This is a genomic window from Defluviimonas aquaemixtae (assembly GCF_900302475.1).
Taxonomy (GTDB): Bacteria; Pseudomonadota; Alphaproteobacteria; order Rhodobacterales; family Rhodobacteraceae; genus Albidovulum; species Albidovulum aquaemixtae.
In genome coordinates, this window is the sequence record NZ_OMOQ01000001.1 from 1,842,679 (window position 1) to 1,858,990 (window position 16,312).

General features: G+C 62.7%; 15 protein-coding genes, 1 tRNA gene and 1 pseudogene. 9 read left to right on the forward strand and 8 right to left on the reverse strand.

All coding sequences use genetic code 11. The features are described 5' to 3' along the window. The first annotated feature begins 60 nt into the window (after nt 1-60). The 7 genes from DEA8626_RS08980 to DEA8626_RS09010 all read left to right on the forward strand — a co-directional run bounded on the left by DEA8626_RS08980 (nt 61) and on the right by DEA8626_RS09010 (nt 5,281). Complete coding sequence (locus tag DEA8626_RS08980; protein WP_108853394.1) at nt 61-672, forward strand: DUF1194 domain-containing protein; 612 nt, start codon at nt 61-63, stop codon at nt 670-672. 115 nt (nt 673-787) lie between these two features. Continuing rightward, nucleotides 788-1,588, forward strand: coding sequence for a chromate resistance protein ChrB domain-containing protein (locus DEA8626_RS08985; RefSeq protein ID WP_108852634.1), 801 nt, complete (start codon nt 788-790; stop codon nt 1,586-1,588). Continuing rightward, a complete protein-coding gene (chrA, locus tag DEA8626_RS08990) occupies nt 1,585-2,832 on the forward strand; it encodes a chromate efflux transporter (RefSeq protein ID WP_108852635.1) in 1,248 nt (415 codons plus the stop codon). The genes DEA8626_RS08985 and chrA overlap by 4 nt, the downstream gene beginning before the upstream one ends. A gap of 87 nt (nt 2,833-2,919) precedes the next feature. Next, nucleotides 2,920-3,369, forward strand: a complete 450-nt coding sequence (locus DEA8626_RS08995) for an SspB family protein (protein ID WP_108852636.1) — start codon at nt 2,920-2,922, stop codon at nt 3,367-3,369. Nucleotides 3,370-3,468: 99 nt separating this feature from the next. After that, complete coding sequence (fumC, locus tag DEA8626_RS09000; protein WP_108852637.1) at nt 3,469-4,863, forward strand: class II fumarate hydratase; 1,395 nt, start codon at nt 3,469-3,471, stop codon at nt 4,861-4,863. Continuing rightward, nucleotides 4,863-5,048, forward strand: coding sequence for a DUF4169 family protein (locus DEA8626_RS09005; RefSeq protein ID WP_108852638.1), 186 nt, complete (start codon nt 4,863-4,865; stop codon nt 5,046-5,048). Before fumC ends, DEA8626_RS09005 begins: the two co-directional genes overlap by 1 nt. Next, nucleotides 5,045-5,281 carry a ribbon-helix-helix domain-containing protein gene (locus DEA8626_RS09010; RefSeq protein ID WP_108852639.1) on the forward strand — a complete coding sequence of 79 codons (237 nt, stop codon included), beginning with the start codon at nt 5,045-5,047 and terminating at the stop codon, nt 5,279-5,281. Before DEA8626_RS09005 ends, DEA8626_RS09010 begins: the two co-directional genes overlap by 4 nt. Nucleotides 5,282-5,287: 6 nt before the next feature. On the opposite strand, the gene DEA8626_RS20835 is transcribed toward DEA8626_RS09010, so the two are convergent. The 4 genes from DEA8626_RS20835 to DEA8626_RS09025 form a co-directional block, all read right to left on the reverse strand. Next, nucleotides 5,288-5,620: a hypothetical protein gene (locus DEA8626_RS20835; protein ID WP_146188852.1), complete on the reverse strand. Its 333-nt coding sequence runs from the start codon at nt 5,618-5,620 to the stop codon at nt 5,288-5,290. A 134-nt stretch (nt 5,621-5,754) separates the two neighbouring features. Then, on the reverse strand, nt 5,755-7,146 hold the full coding sequence (locus DEA8626_RS09015) for a cytochrome P450 (RefSeq protein WP_108852640.1): 1,392 nt from the start codon (nt 7,144-7,146) through the stop codon (nt 5,755-5,757). Continuing rightward, complete coding sequence (locus tag DEA8626_RS09020; RefSeq protein ID WP_108852641.1) at nt 7,143-8,369, reverse strand: hypothetical protein; 1,227 nt, start codon at nt 8,367-8,369, stop codon at nt 7,143-7,145. Before DEA8626_RS09020 ends, DEA8626_RS09015 begins: the two co-directional genes overlap by 4 nt. A gap of 81 nt (nt 8,370-8,450) precedes the next feature. Beyond that, nucleotides 8,451-9,281, reverse strand: a complete 831-nt coding sequence (locus DEA8626_RS09025; protein ID WP_108852642.1) for a DUF2059 domain-containing protein — start codon at nt 9,279-9,281, stop codon at nt 8,451-8,453. A gap of 162 nt (nt 9,282-9,443) precedes the next feature. Here DEA8626_RS09025 and DEA8626_RS09030 point away from each other — a divergent pair. After that, nucleotides 9,444-9,533, forward strand: a tRNA-Ser gene (locus DEA8626_RS09030). Nucleotides 9,534-9,915: 382 nt separating this feature from the next. Here the strand turns inward: DEA8626_RS09030 and DEA8626_RS09035 are convergent. The 3 genes from DEA8626_RS09035 to DEA8626_RS09045 all read right to left on the reverse strand — a co-directional run bounded on the left by DEA8626_RS09035 (nt 9,916) and on the right by DEA8626_RS09045 (nt 13,072). After that, nucleotides 9,916-11,181, reverse strand: a complete 1,266-nt coding sequence (locus DEA8626_RS09035; RefSeq protein WP_108853395.1) for an ABC transporter permease — start codon at nt 11,179-11,181, stop codon at nt 9,916-9,918. 5 nt (nt 11,182-11,186) lie between these two features. Further along, nucleotides 11,187-11,996 carry an ABC transporter ATP-binding protein gene (locus tag DEA8626_RS09040; RefSeq protein WP_108852643.1) on the reverse strand — a complete coding sequence of 270 codons (810 nt, stop codon included), beginning with the start codon at nt 11,994-11,996 and terminating at the stop codon, nt 11,187-11,189. 71 nt (nt 11,997-12,067) lie between these two features. Continuing rightward, nucleotides 12,068-13,072 carry a taurine ABC transporter substrate-binding protein gene (locus tag DEA8626_RS09045; RefSeq protein WP_108852644.1) on the reverse strand — a complete coding sequence of 335 codons (1,005 nt, stop codon included), beginning with the start codon at nt 13,070-13,072 and terminating at the stop codon, nt 12,068-12,070. 550 nt (nt 13,073-13,622) lie between these two features. On the opposite strand from DEA8626_RS09045, the gene DEA8626_RS09050 reads away from it, so the two are divergent. Then, on the forward strand, nt 13,623-14,597 hold the full coding sequence (locus DEA8626_RS09050; protein ID WP_108852645.1) for a LysR family transcriptional regulator: 975 nt from the start codon (nt 13,623-13,625) through the stop codon (nt 14,595-14,597). Nucleotides 14,598-14,643: 46 nt separating this feature from the next. On the opposite strand, the pseudogene DEA8626_RS09055 reads toward DEA8626_RS09050, so the two are convergent. Next, nucleotides 14,644-16,160 (reverse strand): annotated as a pseudogene (locus tag DEA8626_RS09055) (trimethylamine methyltransferase family protein). Between the last annotated feature and the right edge of the window lie 152 nt (nt 16,161-16,312).

Sequence of the window (16,312 nt, forward strand, 5' to 3'; positions counted from 1 at the left end):
GTGACGCACGCGCGCTTGATCCTTGCCGGCCTAGTGGCGCTCGCCGGCCTTGGGCCGTCGATGGCGCGGACCTGTGATGTCGCGCTTCTCCTGACCATCGACGTCTCCGGTTCCATCGACCGGGGCGAGTACCGGCTTCAAGTCGACGGGCTGGCCGACGCGCTCTTGGACCCCGAGCTCGCCGATGCGCTCCTCCTCGGCCAGGTCGCGCTGTCTGTCGTGCAGTGGTCCGGTACGGGACGCCAGACGGTCTCGATACCATGGCGGCGCATGCTGAGCGCCGGCGAGGTCGCCGATTTCGCCCGGCGCGCCCGCGCCCTGCCCCGCGCCTATACCGGATCGGACACCGCCGTGGGCGAAGCGATCGGCTTTTCGGCCAGGCAGTTCGGATCGGTCCAGGATTGCCGCCGCAAGGTCATCGACATCTCGGGCGACGGTCCGCAGAACGCGGGCGGGCCCCTTGCCCCTGAACGCGGAGGCGCGGCGCTGGCGGGGATCGAGATCAACGCGATCGCAATCGAGGATATGGGCCGTGCAAGCCCGATCACGGAGTTCTACCGGCGCTTCGTCATCACGCGGAACGGCTTCGTCATGACGGCGCGGGGGCTCGGCGACTACCCCCGCGCGATCCGCGCCAAGATTCTGCGCGAAGTGTCGAAGCCGCTCGGCTGAGGCTTGACGCGCGGGCCGTTGGATGCCACCTTTTTGCGCATGGGGCCTGCGACCGCGCCCCGTGAGGCCACGGCCCAAGCGTCGCATCCTTCACATGCCAACGAAAGGATGCCCCATGCCCGGTTTCGCCTCGATTTCCGCCCAGCAACTCTTCCGCCTCGTCGGCACGACCGACTGCCCCGTCCTCATCGACATTCAGATCGAGCCGGATTTCGCCGCCGATCCCCGGCTGATCCCCGGCGCGTTCCGCCACGCCCATGACCGGATCGAAACGCTTATTCCCGACCTCGTGGGACGGCGGGCGGTGGTGATCTGCCAAAAAGGGAAGAAGCTTTCCGAAGGTGCCGCCGCGCTGCTGCGCTGCCACGGCGTCGAGGCCGAGAACCTCGAAGGCGGCGCGCTCGGCTGGGTGGCCGACGGCCTGCCGATGATCCCCGCGGCCGTGCTGCCCACCTCCAATCTCTGGGTCACGCGGCACCGGCCAAAGATCGACCGCATCGCATGCCCCTGGCTCATCCGCCGCTTCGTGGACGCAAGCGCACGGTTCCTCTTCGTCACCCCCGCCGAGGTCGAGGCCGTCGCCGAGAAGTTCGGCGCCACACCCTATGACATCGAGGGCGTAACCTTCTCGCATCGCGGTGAAAAATGTAGCTTCGACGCCTTCCTCGACGACTTCGCGCTGCATACCGAGGCGCTCGACCGGCTCGCCACCGTGGTTCGCGGCGCGGACACGGACCGCCACGACCTCGCGCCGCAGGCGGCCGGACTTCTGGCGGTTTCGGTCGGACTGTCGCGCCAGTTCAAGGATGACCTCTCGCAGCTTGAGGCCGGCATGGTCGTCTACGACGCGCTCTATCGCTGGGCCCGGGACGGCTTCGACGAGGGCCACGACTGGCCGGCGGGGCGCAAGTCATGAAAAACGAGGAGCCGCTCTGGCGCGTCTTCGGCCGCATCGGCGTCCTGTCCTTCGGGGGCCCGGCGGCGCAGATCGCACTCATGCATCGCGAGTTGGTCGACCTGCGAGGCTGGCTGAGCGAGCGCGAATACCTCCGCGCCCTGTCGTTCTGCATGCTCCTGCCCGGACCGGAGGCGATGCAGCTTGCGACCTACGCCGGCTGGAAGCTCGACGGCATCCGGGGCGGTCTAATCGCCGGTGGGCTCTTTGTCCTGCCGGGGGCGATCGTGATCCTCTGCCTTGCCGCGCTTTATGCAGCGTTCGGCCAAGTGCCGCTGGTCGCGGCACTGTTCCTGGGCGTGAAGGCGGCGGTCGTCGTCATCGTGATCGAGGCGCTGCTGCGCGTGGCGCGGCGCGCGTTCAAGGGGCGAACCGAGCAAGCCATCGCGGTCGGCGCCTTCGTCGCGATCTTCGCCCTCGGAGTACCCTTCCCGCTCATCATCCTCGCGGCGGCGGCGATCGGCGCGGCCTTCCTTGCCGAGCGGGATACCGATCCGACGCCGCTACCTGCGCATCCGGGGCTCGGTGCGACGCTCGCAGCGGGGCTCGGCCTCTGGTGGGCGCCGGTGGCCGCACTCGCGCTCGTCGGGCAAGGATTCCTCGTCGAGATCGGGCTTTTCTTCTCGAAACTCGCTGTCGTGACGTTCGGCGGCGCCTACGCGGTCCTTGCCTACATGACCCAAACCGTGGTGCAGGACCATGGCTGGCTGACCACCGCGGCGATGATGGACGCGCTGGGGCTGGCCGAGACGACGCCGGGTCCGCTGATCCTCGTCACCGAGTTCGTGGCCTTCCTCGCCGGCCATTCCGTATCGGGTCCGGTCATGGCGATCGCCGCCGCTGGCCTGGCGCTCTGGGTCACGTTCGTGCCCTGCTTCCTCTGGGTCTTCGCCTTCGCGCCCTACATCGAATGGATCGCGTCGCGCCCGCGCCTCGCCGCCGCGCTGTCCGGCGTCAGCGCAGCGGTGGTCGGCATCATCGCCAATCTCGCTCTTTGGTTCGCGCTCCATCTCTTCTTCGCGCGGCTCGGGGCGCTGCCCGGATCGGACCTTCCGCTGCCAGTGCCCGACCTAGCCACGTTCCAGTGGAAACCGGCGCTTGTCGCGCTGGTCGCGGGCACTCTCCTGCTCCGGCGGCACTGGCCGCTGATCCCGGTTCTAGGGGCCGCCGCACTGGGCGGTCTGGCGCTGTCGGCGGCCGGGTGACGCGGCGGAAACCCGCGAAGCTTCCGCCCTTTTATTCCGTTTCGAATCCCTTATGCTGACGCCAGATCATTTCGAGAAAGCGCACACATGAGCAGACCCATCGACTATGGCAACCTGATGCACCGCGCCATGCGCGGTCTGATCGAAGAGGTGCTTCGGGGTGTCGAACGGGATGGTCTGCCGGGTGAACATCACTTCTTCATCACCTTCGATACGCGCCATCCCGACGCGAAGCTCGCCGACTGGCTGCGTGAGCGCTATCCCGAGGAAATGACGGTCGTAATGCAGCACTGGTTTGACGGGTTGAGCGTCGATCCTGACGGCTTCGCGATCACGCTGAACTTCGGCGACACGCCCGAGCCGCTCTATATCCCCTTCGACGCGGTGCGCACATTCGTCGACCCCTCCGTTGAGTTCGGACTGAGGTTCGAGACGCAGGAGGAAGAGGACGACGAGGACGACAACGGAGACCAGCCCCCCGAAGAGGACGGCCATCGCGATGCTGAGGTCGTCAGCCTTGATCAGTGGCGCAAATAGGGCCGGTGCGGCGTTAGCGCAATCTTCCGTACCGCGTCTTGGCCCGCCGGAGGGAATCGCTTAGCTAGGAACGGCAGCCCCCCAGACGGACCGACCGCCATGACCAAGACCCGCACCGAGACCGACAGTTTTGGCCCGCTCGAAGTGCCGGCCGACAAGTACTGGGGGGCCCAGACCCAGCGGTCGATCATGAACTTCCCGATTGGCTGGGAACGGCAGCCCGTCGCGATCATCCGCGCGCTTGGCGTGATCAAGAAGGCCTGCGCACAGGTCAATATCGCGCAGAGCGACATCGATCCGAAGATCGGCGAGGCGATCGCGGCGGCGGCGAGCGAGGTGATCGAGGGCAAGTTCGACGACAACTTCCCGCTCGTCGTCTGGCAGACCGGGTCGGGCACGCAGTCGAACATGAACGCGAACGAAGTGATCTCCAACCGCGCGATCGAGATGCTGGGGGGCGAGATGGGCTCCAAGACGCCTGTCCATCCGAACGATCACTGCAACATGGGCCAGTCCTCGAACGACACCTTCCCGACGGCGATGCATGTCGCGATCGGGATGATGGCGCGCGATGTGCTCCTGCCGGGGCTCGAGAAGCTGCACAAGGCGCTCGTCGCGAAGTCAGGCGAGTTCAAGGACATCATCAAGATCGGCCGGACGCATACTCAGGATGCGACGCCCCTGACACTCGGCCAGGAATTCGGCGGCTATGCCCACCAGGTCGCCAAGGGGATCGAACGGGTCAAGGCGTGCCTGCCCGACATCTACGAGCTGGCGCAGGGCGGCACGGCGGTGGGCACCGGGCTCAACACGAAGCAGGGCTGGGACAAGCGCGTCGCGGCACAGGTCGCCGAAATCACCGGCCTGCCCTTCGTCACCGCGCCCAACAAGTTCGAGGCGCTCGCGGCGCATGATGCAATGGTGATGTTCTCGGGGGCCCTGAAGACGGTCGCCGCCTCGCTCTTCAAGATCGCCAACGACATGCGGCTTCTGGGGTCCGGCCCCCGCTCTGGCCTCGGCGAGCTGATCCTGCCGGAGAACGAGCCGGGCTCGTCGATCATGCCGGGCAAGGTGAACCCCACCCAGGCCGAGGCGCTGACGATGGTCTGCGCTCACGTGATGGGCAACGACGCCGCCGTCGGCTTCGCCGGCAGCCAGGGTCATTTCGAGCTCAACGTCTACAATCCGATGATGAGCTACAATGTCCTCCAGTCGATGCAACTTCTCGGCGACGCGGCCTCGAGCTTCACCGACAACATGGTCGCCGGAACCAAGGCTAACGTGGAACGCATTGAGCGGTTGATGAAGGAAAGCCTGATGCTCGTCACCGCCCTCGCGCCGACCATCGGCTACGACAACGCCACGAAGGTCGCCAAGACCGCGCACAAGAATGGCACGACGCTGCGCGAGGAGGCGATCAATCTCGGCTTCGTCGATGGACAGACCTTCGACCGGATCGTCCGGCCTGAAGACATGATCGGGCCGAAGGGCTGATGGCCGAGATCATTAACCTCCGCTCGGCACGCAAGACCCGCAACCGCGCCCAAAAGCGCGGCCAGGCCGATCAGAACGCGGTGCGTTTCGGACGCACCAAGGCTCTCAAGGCGCTCGAAAAGGCACGTGCGGATAAGGCTCGCGACCTGCTGGATTCGCACAAGCGCGAGGATCGGGAGGGGTGAGCCGGCCGGCCAAGCGGTCGCTCACGCTCAACGGGCACCGAACGAGTGTTTCGCTTGAGGACGAGTTCTGGTCCGCCTTCCGGGACCTGGCAGCCTCTGCGGACCGGCCGATCAACGCGCTTGCCGCCGAGATCGACGCCAAGCGCGGCGTCGAGACAGGGCTCGCCACCGCGATCAGGCTTTACGTGCTGAAGGAATTGCAGGCCCGGCTGAAAAACCGGACCGGGAACTGAGCGCGCTCAATTGCTGAATTCGCCGCCCGAATAAGGATAGAGCGCCTGACGGATCCGCTCCGCGAGGTCCCTTTCCTCCTTCTCCGTATTCGTTAGCCGGCGCTTGCCCGGCGTTCGACCGTTCAACTCGCCATGAAACAACGCCTGGATTTCTTCGCGAGACAAAGTCGGCGACTCGGGCTCGGCTTCCACCTGAGTGTTGATACCGACCGAGCGCCACGATGGCACAGCAATCCTGAGGAAGCTCGGAGCAGACAAAACCGACGCAGCAAAGTCCGGAGCGGACAAGGCCAGAGACTTAAACGACATAGTTACCCCCGTACCGTGGCTGATTGGCAAGATTCAGCCGATTACACACGATCGGTCATATGAGCAGGATTTGGCCGATCGCAAGACACGCAAAAAACGAATCACCGAGGTGACATCTGAAAATTGGCCTAATTTGGCCGCAATAATCAATTCAAGGTTGCGTTTCAGGATTGTTTCAGTCCGCTCACGTGTTGTGACGTTGCGTCACGTGCGCTGATTCTCAGCTGAATCCCGTTTCGTGAGCGGACTGTCAAGTGGGCAATGGGAACAGGAATTCCCCCCGCGATCGTTTCGTAGCGGAGGTCGCGGAGCAGCATTGCGAGAAGAAGTGGCCCCTCGATCATCGCGAATCCGGCGCCAGGACAGGCGCGCGAACCGCTTGAGAACGGCAAGTAGGCGACACGAGCGGATGCCCGCCCCTCGTCCGTCCGCCAGCGGTCGGGCGAAAATCCATCGGGGTCGTCCCAGAGCCGTTCGTGGCGATGGACATGCCACGGCGAGATCACGACCTGCGCACCCGGCCGCACCTCCCGGTTGCGCATGACTTCGGCGCGCGCAGTTTCGCGCACCATCATCGGCACGGGCGGATAGAGGCGCAACGCCTCCCGAAAGACGTCTCGGGTGAAGGAAAGTGTCGCAACGTCGGAGAATCCCGGCGTCTCGGGCAACGCGCGCGCCTCTGCCGCGACGCGCTCCTGCGCCTCCGGGTTGGCGGCGAGAAGGTAGAGCGCCCATGCCAGCGCCGAGGCCGAGGTCTCGTGTCCCGCCAGAAAGAAAATCGCGACCTGATCGACCATCTCTTCGGTATCGAACCTACGGCCCGTCTCGGGGTCGCGCGTCGTCATGATCTTGGTGGCGAGGTCATCGGGTGCGGTGTCGGCGCATATTGCCGCCATTCGGTCTTCGGTCAGTCGGGTGATCAGCGCGCGGATCGCGCGGGCGGTCGCCCGCGTACGCCGACTGTGAAGACGCGGAAGGAATCGCGGCAGAGGCAAGAAGGCCCCGAGGTTCAGCAGCGGCTGCGCGCGCTGGTGGGCGCGGAACTGGGCGAACACGTCAGCCGCGATTTGATGCTCGATGGGGATCGAAAAGAGCGTGCGAAAGATCAGGTCGGCGGCGGCATGACTTGCCTCGGCCTCGACCTCCACCACTTCGCCGGTCCTCGCAGCCATCCGGTCGCGTGCCGCCACCGCCGCCGCCAACATGGCGGGGAAGGTCTCACGCAAGCGCCCGCCCTCGAATGCGGGATCAATAATGCGCCGCTGCGCCCGCCATTCCTCTCCGTTGGTCACGAACACCGAGCGGCCGAGAAGCGGCGCGAGCCCCTCACGAATGCGGTCGGATTTCGGGAAGTCACCCGGCCTCTCTTTCAGCACAAGATCGATCAGCACGGGATCGTTGCAAAGGTATGAGCGGAAAAACGGCGTCCGGAACTCCGCCATCCACGCGCGGTAGAGCCGCGCTGGCTGAGCCGACAGGATGTCGCTGCGAAAAAGCCTCAGATAGCGCCAGAGCGAGACCTTGTCGGGACGCGAGGGCGGCTTGGGCGGGATCATGCGACGTCCCGATAGCGGTTAAGCGGCGTCTCGATCCGGCTTTTCGATGGGGCGCGGTCGCGGTAGCGGGCGGCGAGCGTCAGCGGCCCGGCGGTGATCAGGAAATAGTCGTAGTCGCCCGGCCGGTCGAAGGCGCAAAGATACTGGAAATGCAGCCGGAAGAAGCGCCAGCGCAGCGCGCGCCAGCGATCGGGACTTAGCGTCTGAGTGAAGGCGGCGGAGACGACAAGCGGCCAATGCTTGTCCGCGGGCGCGACGCCCGTAACGCTGACCGGATCACAAAGCGCAAAGGCGCAACCATCCCCCGGCGCAGTGACGTCGATCCAGGTGATCTCGTCGCGCGCGGACAGGTAGGCCAGATCGGCCCTGAGCCGCCGCGCCTCCGGCAAGAACGCAACCATCGGCACGACCTGGCCGAGCGACAGGAAACCCAAAGCGGGGCCGTCCTGACGCACCCTCCCCGCGCGGATCAGGTCGGCGAGGATCGAGACCGCAAGATGGGCGCCCGATGAATGGCCGACGATGAGCACCTCATCCCAGTCAGCGCCCAGCGCCTCGGCTATCCGGTCGGCGAACTCGGCCATCCGCGCCTCCAGCGCGGGCGGATTGGCCCCGCCCGCCGCCGCCGTGAAGGCATAGTCATGCATGAGGTAGTAGGCGAAGATCCGGTTGTCCGCCTGCCGGAACCGCCACAGGACGGCCCAGACAGCGGCCATACCAGCGATCCAGCCTATCGCCTCCGGAAGACCCAGCGCCGCGAGCGCGCGACCGACAAGCCAGACCACTCCCGATCCCGCCAAAAGCGCGACCGCGAGTTCCAATATGAGAACGGCGATCGGATAAAGCGCCGCGATCGTCGGGCCCTTCCGCAGGCGGGCGAGCCGGAAGATCGCGCCGGAGACAATATAGGTACGCGCTGTGCGCAGGAGCTGAAGGTAAGTCGCTCCGATGCCGTGGCTCATCGAAGCGCGCACGATGTCGGACCAGACGAGAACTTCCAGATCGGCATTCACCGTCGTGGCGCCGGTCGAAAGCTTAACATGCCATCCGTAACCGCCGTCGCCGCCTCGTGGCCTCAACGCCATCTCATAGCCGCTGACCGCGGCCTGCGCGGCGCCTTCCTTGCGATAGAGCTCTCGGTAACGGCGCGGATGGATGGGATCGTAGCCCGGAATGTAAAACACTCGCCGCCGCGCTACCTGATCGGGGTTGTCTGCCTGCATCGTCCGTCGGCTGCCATCCGCTCGCTCTCGGCCGATGCTAGACACGAACCTGCCGTCGGACCAAGCCCGAAATGAGCGCGCTCACAGCTCTTGACCGGCGAGGATTGAGCCGGCGGCCCGGCCGAGCTGGCGCGACACGTCGACGAGAACGGCGTCGAAACCTGCGAACAGCGCGCGGTTCAGAACCTGCCCCGGGGCGCTTTCGGAAAAAGCGATGTAGTCACCGAGCTCGGCGTCGTTCAATGGCGCGTAGGCCATGGCGAGATAGGAGTGGATCCAGATGTCGGTGTCCTCCCGGATCGCCTCTTCCTGCGACCAGATCTCGGCAATCACCTCGGATTCGTCCATCTCAGGACCAAGCGCGCCAGCGTCGCGCAGTCCCATGTAGAAAGCGTAGTTGGCATTTAGACCGCCCGAGACGTTCGCCTCGACCAGATCGTTGACCGCGACGAACTCCTCGATAAGGTCGAGACGCGGGTCGTTCTCGGCTTGCATCTCCTGCCATTTCAGGCGGCTTGCATCCTCTACCGCTTCGTCGAGAAGCGCGCGTCGGGCGGATATCTCGAGCGTCGTGATCCGCTGGCCGAGATCGGACTCCAGAAACGTTGTCATCGCGGTCGTATCGGCAGCCGCACTCGCCAGGTCGCGGGCAAATGCGTCGTGGAAAATCGGCAACATCCGGTCGATCGTGTAGATCTCGTCCACCTCCGCCTGCCAATCCACGCCGCCCGATCCGGGAAACATGTCCGCTTCCAGGCGGCTTCCGTAAGCGTACCCCTCTTCGCTCATGACGCCGAAGACATCGCCCATGCGCAAGGCGGTCTCGATTCGGGTCGCGTCCTCGTCGGCTGAGAAGGCCGCCGTGGCAAGCGCAAATATGGTGACGAAGGCAGAGGAGAGGCGACGCAGCATAAGGCGGTTCCCGGACGGTTCGCGCCTACACCTATCCCTCCTCGGCAGCGATGCCAAGCGCGCCCATCGCCGCAGACCGCACCCCGAACCGTGCCAGCAAAAAACGGGTTGATCTGTACGTGCGGGACGGCTACATCCCGCCTTCACGACGACCCTCAGAGCGGAGAGGTGCCGGAGCGGTCGAACGGGGCGGTCTCGAAAACCGTTGTGGGCGTGAGTCCACCCAGGGTTCGAATCCCTGTCTCTCCGCCAGCCGCCCGACAATCTTACTTCGCCGCGACCGTCATCGAGTTGCTGCTGGATAACCGCACGGTGAAAACCGATGGGCATTCCCTTCGCTCCCTGCGTCACAGCTTCGAGGACAGGATGCTCGACCGGGACTTGGACGAACAGGTCCGGCGCGACCTCATGCGCCACATCCTGAACGGGCTTCGATACGGGAGTGGGGAATACTTGAGAAGCTGGCGGCGGTCATTGAAGCCGTCACTCTTACGGCCCGGTTCACTGGCCTTAGACAAGCGAACATGACGAAGTCAGGTGATCGGGTTGTCGCGCTAGCCCGTCTGCACCAGGCTGATGGCGGTAGCACTTCGTTGCGCCCTTGAAGCGACAGGCCGCCGGATCTTCTTTCCGCTCAACTTCTGCCTTTCCACGGCACGAGAAGATTCTCAGCTTTTCTCATCAGGATGTCGATAGCAAAGCCGATCACCCCGATCAGGATGATCCCCATCAACACGATATCGGTGAGTTGGAACTTCGAGGCCACCATGATCATCATGCCCGCACCTTCCGATGCCGCAACAAGCTCTGCAGCCACGACGGTGCCCCAGCACACACCCATTGCCACGCGTGCCCCGGTGAAAATCTCCGGTAATGAGTTGGGCATGATCACGTGGCGCATGATCTGAAGTTTGCTTGCCCCGAGTGAGTACGCCGCGTGTACCTTCGAGATATTCACCCCAGACACGCCTGCCCGGGCCGAAATCGCCATGATCCAGAGCGAGGCCAGGAATAACAGAATGATCTTTCCTGTTTCACCGATGCCAAACCAGATAATAACCAACGGGATCAGTGCCAGCGGCGGCACGGGGCGCATGAATTCGACGATCGGTTCGAACCAACCGCGGAACCAGTCGGACAACCCCATCGCGTACCCAAGCGGGATGCCCAGGAGCGCGCCAAAGAAGAAACCCGCGATCACCCGGAATAGCGAGTAACCAAGGTGCTTCCACAGCGTGCTGTCGCGGTAGCCCTCATTAGCAATTTCAACCACGCGGCCCACTACTGCCTCCGGAGGCGGCAACCAAATCGGCTCCATTTGCAGACCCGAGGGCGGGGCAAAGCTGATTGCCCCCTTATCGGTCAGCGCGAAGCGGCCGGCCGGCGTTCTGACTTCGCCACCATCGTTGATCTCAATCCCGTCAATAGCCACCACGTGCGCGCCGTCGTTGCGTTTGGCCTCGTCGTTCTTGTCAAACAAGATCGTTGTCGACCGCGAGGCGCTCATCGCCACCGCGTCGTTCTTGGCGATGCCCTCGCCCTCATCGACGTCGAAATTTTCGGTTGTTTCACCGAAATCGAAAACACGAACGTGCACAGTGGCATCATCACGAGCGCCGTCCGCTGTCTCGAGGGTATAGGTAAAGGAGGTGTCGCCAACAAACGGACCCGGCGCATGCAGGAATCCAGGCACCCAGTCTGAGCCGGTGAACGACCCCCATATGAGAAATATTGTCGCCACCGACACGATCGAGGCGGTTCGGTTTGAAGTTACAGCGCTTTCGTCGCCAAACGTCACCGTCTTAAGCGAGGTGTAGTCGTGCACGGTGCGATGCACGAGGAACCGGACGATCAGAAATGACAGCACGAAGACCGACACATAGACGGCAAGGATGAACAAACCGATCATTGCGGTGCGGCCTCCGCGCGGCCCATGATTTCTTCTTCCATGTCCCAGATCATTTCCAGGATCTCTTCGCGGGTCTCGGAATAGCCTTTGGCGTGTTTCACTTCGCGCAGATCGGCACCTACGCCCAAATCGGCAAAAGGCAGATTGTATTCCTTGTGGATGCGCCCAGGGCGAGGCGCCATGACAAGCAGGCGTTCGCCCAACAGCAATGCTTCTTCCACAGAGTGGGTGATCAGGATGATTGTCTTGCCGGTTTCTTTCCAGAGCTTCAGCACGAGGCCCTGCATCTTCTCGCGCGTGAGCGCATCAAGCGCGCCGAGCGGTTCGTCCATCAAGATCACGTCCGGATCATTGGCCAGGCAGCGGGCCAGGGCTACGCGCTGCTGCATGCCGCCGGACAGTTCATATATCGCCTTGTCCTTGAACTCGCCCAAGCCGGTGACGTCGAGCAGGTGATCCACATGCTCGCCCCATTGTGCCTCGCGCTGCCCCTTCATACGCGGACCGAAGCTGACATTCTCGCGAACATCCATCCATTCAAATAGCGCGCCCTGCTGAAACACCATGCCGCGTTTGGCATCCGGACCAGTGACGTTTTGCCCGTTCAGCACAATCCGCCCCGAGGTTGGAGCGAGAAAGCCAGCGACGATGTTCAACAAGGTGGTCTTGCCGCAGCCAGAGGGCCCCAGCACACTCATCAGCTCGCCCGTCTTGAGTTCTAGCGAGACTTCCTTGAGCGCCTGAACATGAGTGCCATTCGGAAGATCGAATCGCATCGATACGTTTTCGATTGAAAGCGCGGACACAAGATCTCCAGACCTGACATTAAGGAACGATGGCGCGAGAATCCCTAGTCCCGCGCCACGCCACTTTTTTCCTACATGCCGCCAGCAGCGGTCAGCGGGCCGGCGTTCACCGCGTTCTCGTAGGTTTCGAGTGCAGTGTCGATCGAGCCTGCTTCCACGAACACATCTGCAACGCCCTTCATGAACTCTTGCGCGCCACCGTCAAGCCAAGTGGAGCTCAATTGCTCTTCAATCGTCGGGAACGCGAAAGTGGAAATGGTTTCCATTGTCGCCTGCTCATCCATGCCCGCATCCTTGGCGATAAGTGGCAGCATCTCGGCATGGTTGGCCGGATCGGCCCACATGGCGTTCGCATCTGCCGTCACCTTGAGGAACTTGGCAACCAGGTCACCGTTCTCCGCCACCCAGGCGGCTGGTCCCGAGGTTACATCGAACACAAGTATGCCAAGTTCGGTCTTCTCGGCGCCGCTCAGAAGCACGTTGCCATGTTCAAGCGCGCGACGCAGCGAACCACCCCAGCCGCAGAACATGTCGACAGCGCCCTGGGCAATCGCCGCGGAACCATCGGGCGGATCCATGTCGACCACGTCCATGCTGGCGACATCGACACCGAAATGAGTCATCTGCTTGATGAAGCCGTAGTGTGCAGCAGTGCCGAGCGGTACGGCGACCTTCTTGCCAGCCAGTTCACCGGCGTTGGACTTGTCGATCTCAAGTTCGGCGCGCACGACGCAGTTGTCGTTTTCAGCATAGGAGACGGCAACGTCAAGGATTTGCAGGTCCTGCCCGGCGGACGTCGCCACCACGAAGGGAGGCACGCCTTGGCTTACTGACAGCTGAACGTCACCGGAGGCCATGGCAGCCGACATCTTCACGCCGCTCTCGAAACTGACCCAATTGATGTCCACACCAAGGGCTTCTTCGTAAGTGCCCATCTGCTTGGCATATTCAAATGGCATCGGCCATTCGAGGAAATACGCGACGGTGATCTCTTCGGCGAAGGCCTGCGACGCAGACAACGTCGCCGCGCTGGCCGCTAGCGCGGCAATGATCTTGTTTTTCGTCTTGGATTTCATAGTTCACTCCCTGTGGATTTGTTGATCGCTCCACCTTGCCGGCAGATTAGCAGCTAAAGTTGGACGAGCCCATCTTGCAACGCCGATATGCATTCCCCCCCCTGTGGGCACCCGGGCTGTGCCCGGAAAACGTGGTGGCTGCGAATTCCAGGTATCGCTCCAAGCCGTCATCCGGCCGTTTCGGCCAATTCTGACCGCCTGTTTGCCACCGAGCAGCCATAGCCTTGCTCTATCTGAAGATTGGCCTCCAAACTAGCCACATTTGCCGAAGACCAGTTCATCTGGGTGATGATCTCGTCACCTCAGTCGTCTGCCTGGACAGTCGCGGCAAACCCCATGGCGCAAGCAGATGCCAGAATCAGACTATCATGCGCTTCTCCACTTTGATCCGTTGCAGCACCGGACGGCGCACGATCATCTATCGGCTGGCAAGCTTCCACACATTCCTCATCTGTCAGACGCAATATTTTCTATTCCTATTTTTTGACATCATTGCTGTTAGAATATATGAATAACGTGACGCCGTCGAAGGACTTTGGTACGTTGCCCAATGTCTCACCAAACCGCACCCAAGGATCTAAGCCTGAAATGGCTTGAGCTGTTCCAAGTCTGCGCACGAAAGGGCTCGCTGCGGGCGGCGGCGGCAGAAACCGGTCTCACAGTCAGCACCGTTTCGCACCATCTTCGCAGTCTCGAAGGCCATTTGGGGGTTGAACTGTTCAACCACTCCCGCAGGCCTATGGTGCTGACGCCAAAAGGGCAGGTTTTTCTGCGGAACATCGACGATGCGCTATTCTCCATTCGCAAAGCCAAGGCCGAAGCCTCGGCGGGGAGTATTTCCGGGGCCAGCTATTTGAGGCTGGGCACCATCGAAGACTTCGACAGCGATATCATTCCCGAACTGGCCGTGTTCCTGTCGGCACAAATGCCTTACTGCGATTTCCTGTACCACACCGATTCCAGCCACTCGATCATCGAGATGCTGCGCAACCGTCAACTGGACCTCGGTATTACCAGCAATCCGACCGAGCGGCTGCGCGATTTGCAGGACCGCCCACTGCTGCGCGATCCGTTTGTTGTGGTTCTTCCGGTGGGCAACGAGCAGTCGCTGTCGGATATTGCCGAGGGCCGGACCAAACTGCCGTTCCTGCGTTTCTCCAGCAACCTGATCATTGCCCGCCAGATCGAAAGCCAACTGCGTCGTTTGGGCATGAGTCTGACGCACAGGTTCGAATGCGGCAACAACCAGACGCTCATGGCGATGGTGGCAGCCGGGGCCGGCTGGACCATTACCACCCCGCTGCTGTTTTCCCGGGCACGGCGGTTTCATTCGAGGCTGCGGATGCACCGCTTTCCGGGCAAGAGCTTCGCCCGTACATTGGCGATCGTCACCACGCCGGACTGTTCCCGGTCGCTCATCGATCTCGTCGACAGCAAGGTACGCACCTTGATCAACACTCATGCGATTTCTCCGTTTCATCGGAGTTCTCCTTGGCTGGTGGACAGCTTCAAGCTGATCACCTAGCGAACCGGCACATGCACGGCGTTGGATTTGGCGGCCAAGGTGAGGTTCAGAGGAAGTTGAACCGCTTGCGGATTGCCCGATCCTGTCCGTCGGTCAGGTAGGCAGGGTGATGATGGCATAGAATCTCCCGCGCCCGAACACGTGCCCGTGCCCAGGCGTCATGCGCGCCCCGTTCAGCCCAGATGCGCGGCTCGTCCCGATCAGCAAGCGACGGGTAGAAGTATCCCGCTCCATGGCCGCAAAGGTGTGACGACCGCCCAGGAAGTGGCCTTCGCCCAGCACGGCGTCGCGGATAGCGTCAATGCCCAGGGTTTCCTCGTTGACCTCGACCCCGCGCAGGGCCCGGTATGTGTGCGAGTGCATCTCGTCGTCCAACACGAATGCCTCGAAGCTGACCCCCAGCAAAGATGCCGTCATGCCGGAGCTTTCATAAATCAGGTTGCCACCTGCCAGCGCCGCCGCCAGCGACGTGATCCCCTTCTCCATCCCGTGTTGCGCGTCGATCGCCTTGGCGTCGGTCATCGAACAGGCGACGCCGGAGGGCAGACCAAGCCAGTTCGACAGTTGCGCCGACGCCGCGTTCAGGACTGCGGCCTCGCCGCTGCCCCCTGAAAACGCGCCGGTTCGCAGGTCACTCACAAGCGGCCAGTTGGAAAAAACCGTCGGAAAGCCGGGCTGGATCGCGTGCACCATGACCAAGCTCGCGCGCGTTTCGGCCAGGGATTGGGCAAGAAACCCGGCCAGTGTTGCCGGTGCAGTGGCACCGGCCTGCGCCGCTGTGATGCAGGAAATGGGAATATTGTGCTTGATGCACTCATAAACCACATCAACGGCATCTTCACCGAAGCGCATCGGCGAAACGACCGGACTGATATGGGCCTTCATGAAAGGGCGCTTGGCGAACTCGCCCGGGCCCCCGGCGGCAATGTCGGGCATCTGGACGATCGGCTCTAGATGTTCGGCCAGGGTAAAGCTTGTCGCTGTCGGTCTGGTCGTGTTCTTCAGCAGCGCGTAGACGGTGTTCGCGTCCAGATCGAATCTGTCCGGTACATCCGTTGCGACGCAGCAGCGGGTGAACCAGCTGACATTGGTCAATACGTCCTGAAGCCGGGTGAAGTCGTGCAGATCCTCAAGCGTCGATGGCCGATAGTGACCGCTGTCCAGGTCCAGCGTCTGCACCGCCGCACCGCCGGTTCCGAAATGCACCCGATTGCCGCCAACCTCGATTGAGCGACTCTCATCGCGCCCGTGCAGGACAAAGGTTCTGGCCGCCTGATCGACCGCCTTCTCAACCAGAGCTGGCGATAACAGCACCCTTCCGAAGCCGTCATCCTTTGCGCCAATGGCCAGCAGATCGGCATGAAGACGTTCCGGGACCTCTCCCATCCCCAGTCTTTCCAGCAGATCCAGCGCCGCGCCATAGATCCGCTGTATCTCCGCTTCGGTCAGGGGTTTGTACGCGCCGCCAATCTGGCCGGGCGGGCATGGATTGAACTTGGGCTTGGCCGCACGCTGCGCCAGCCGCTCTCGTCGGCCGCTCCTTGTGCCCGGCTGCCCGGCCATGCCGGATCCTCTGCTTATTGCGTTGGAAGGCTAGCCAATGGCGTTCACCCGCTGGAATGCAACGCTTGCCACGTTATTGCGGGCTATTCGTAAATATCATTCGAATTGTTCTCAAACAGCTATCCGCAACGTTGCGAACGCAAGGCGCGACC

Bases quoted from the DNA above. Each gene is read 5' to 3' on its own strand.
- DEA8626_RS08980 (WP_108853394.1), top strand. From the start codon at position 61: ATGGCGCGGACCTGTGATGTCGCGCTTCTCCTGACCATCGACGTCTCC.
- DEA8626_RS08985 (WP_108852634.1), top strand. From the start codon at position 788: ATGCCCGGTTTCGCCTCGATTTCCGCCCAGCAACTCTTCCGCCTCGTC.
- chrA (WP_108852635.1), top strand. From the start codon at position 1,585: ATGAAAAACGAGGAGCCGCTCTGGCGCGTCTTCGGCCGCATCGGCGTC.
- DEA8626_RS08995 (WP_108852636.1), top strand. From the start codon at position 2,920: ATGAGCAGACCCATCGACTATGGCAACCTGATGCACCGCGCCATGCGC.
- fumC (WP_108852637.1), top strand. From the start codon at position 3,469: ATGACCAAGACCCGCACCGAGACCGACAGTTTTGGCCCGCTCGAAGTG.
- DEA8626_RS09005 (WP_108852638.1), top strand. From the start codon at position 4,863: ATGGCCGAGATCATTAACCTCCGCTCGGCACGCAAGACCCGCAACCGC.
- DEA8626_RS09015 (WP_108852640.1), bottom strand. From the start codon at position 7,146: ATGATCCCGCCCAAGCCGCCCTCGCGTCCCGACAAGGTCTCGCTCTGG.
- DEA8626_RS09020 (WP_108852641.1), bottom strand. From the start codon at position 8,369: ATGCAGGCAGACAACCCCGATCAGGTAGCGCGGCGGCGAGTGTTTTAC.
- DEA8626_RS09025 (WP_108852642.1), bottom strand. From the start codon at position 9,281: ATGCTGCGTCGCCTCTCCTCTGCCTTCGTCACCATATTTGCGCTTGCC.
- DEA8626_RS09045 (WP_108852644.1), bottom strand. From the start codon at position 13,072: ATGAAATCCAAGACGAAAAACAAGATCATTGCCGCGCTAGCGGCCAGC.
- DEA8626_RS09050 (WP_108852645.1), top strand. From the start codon at position 13,623: ATGTCTCACCAAACCGCACCCAAGGATCTAAGCCTGAAATGGCTTGAG.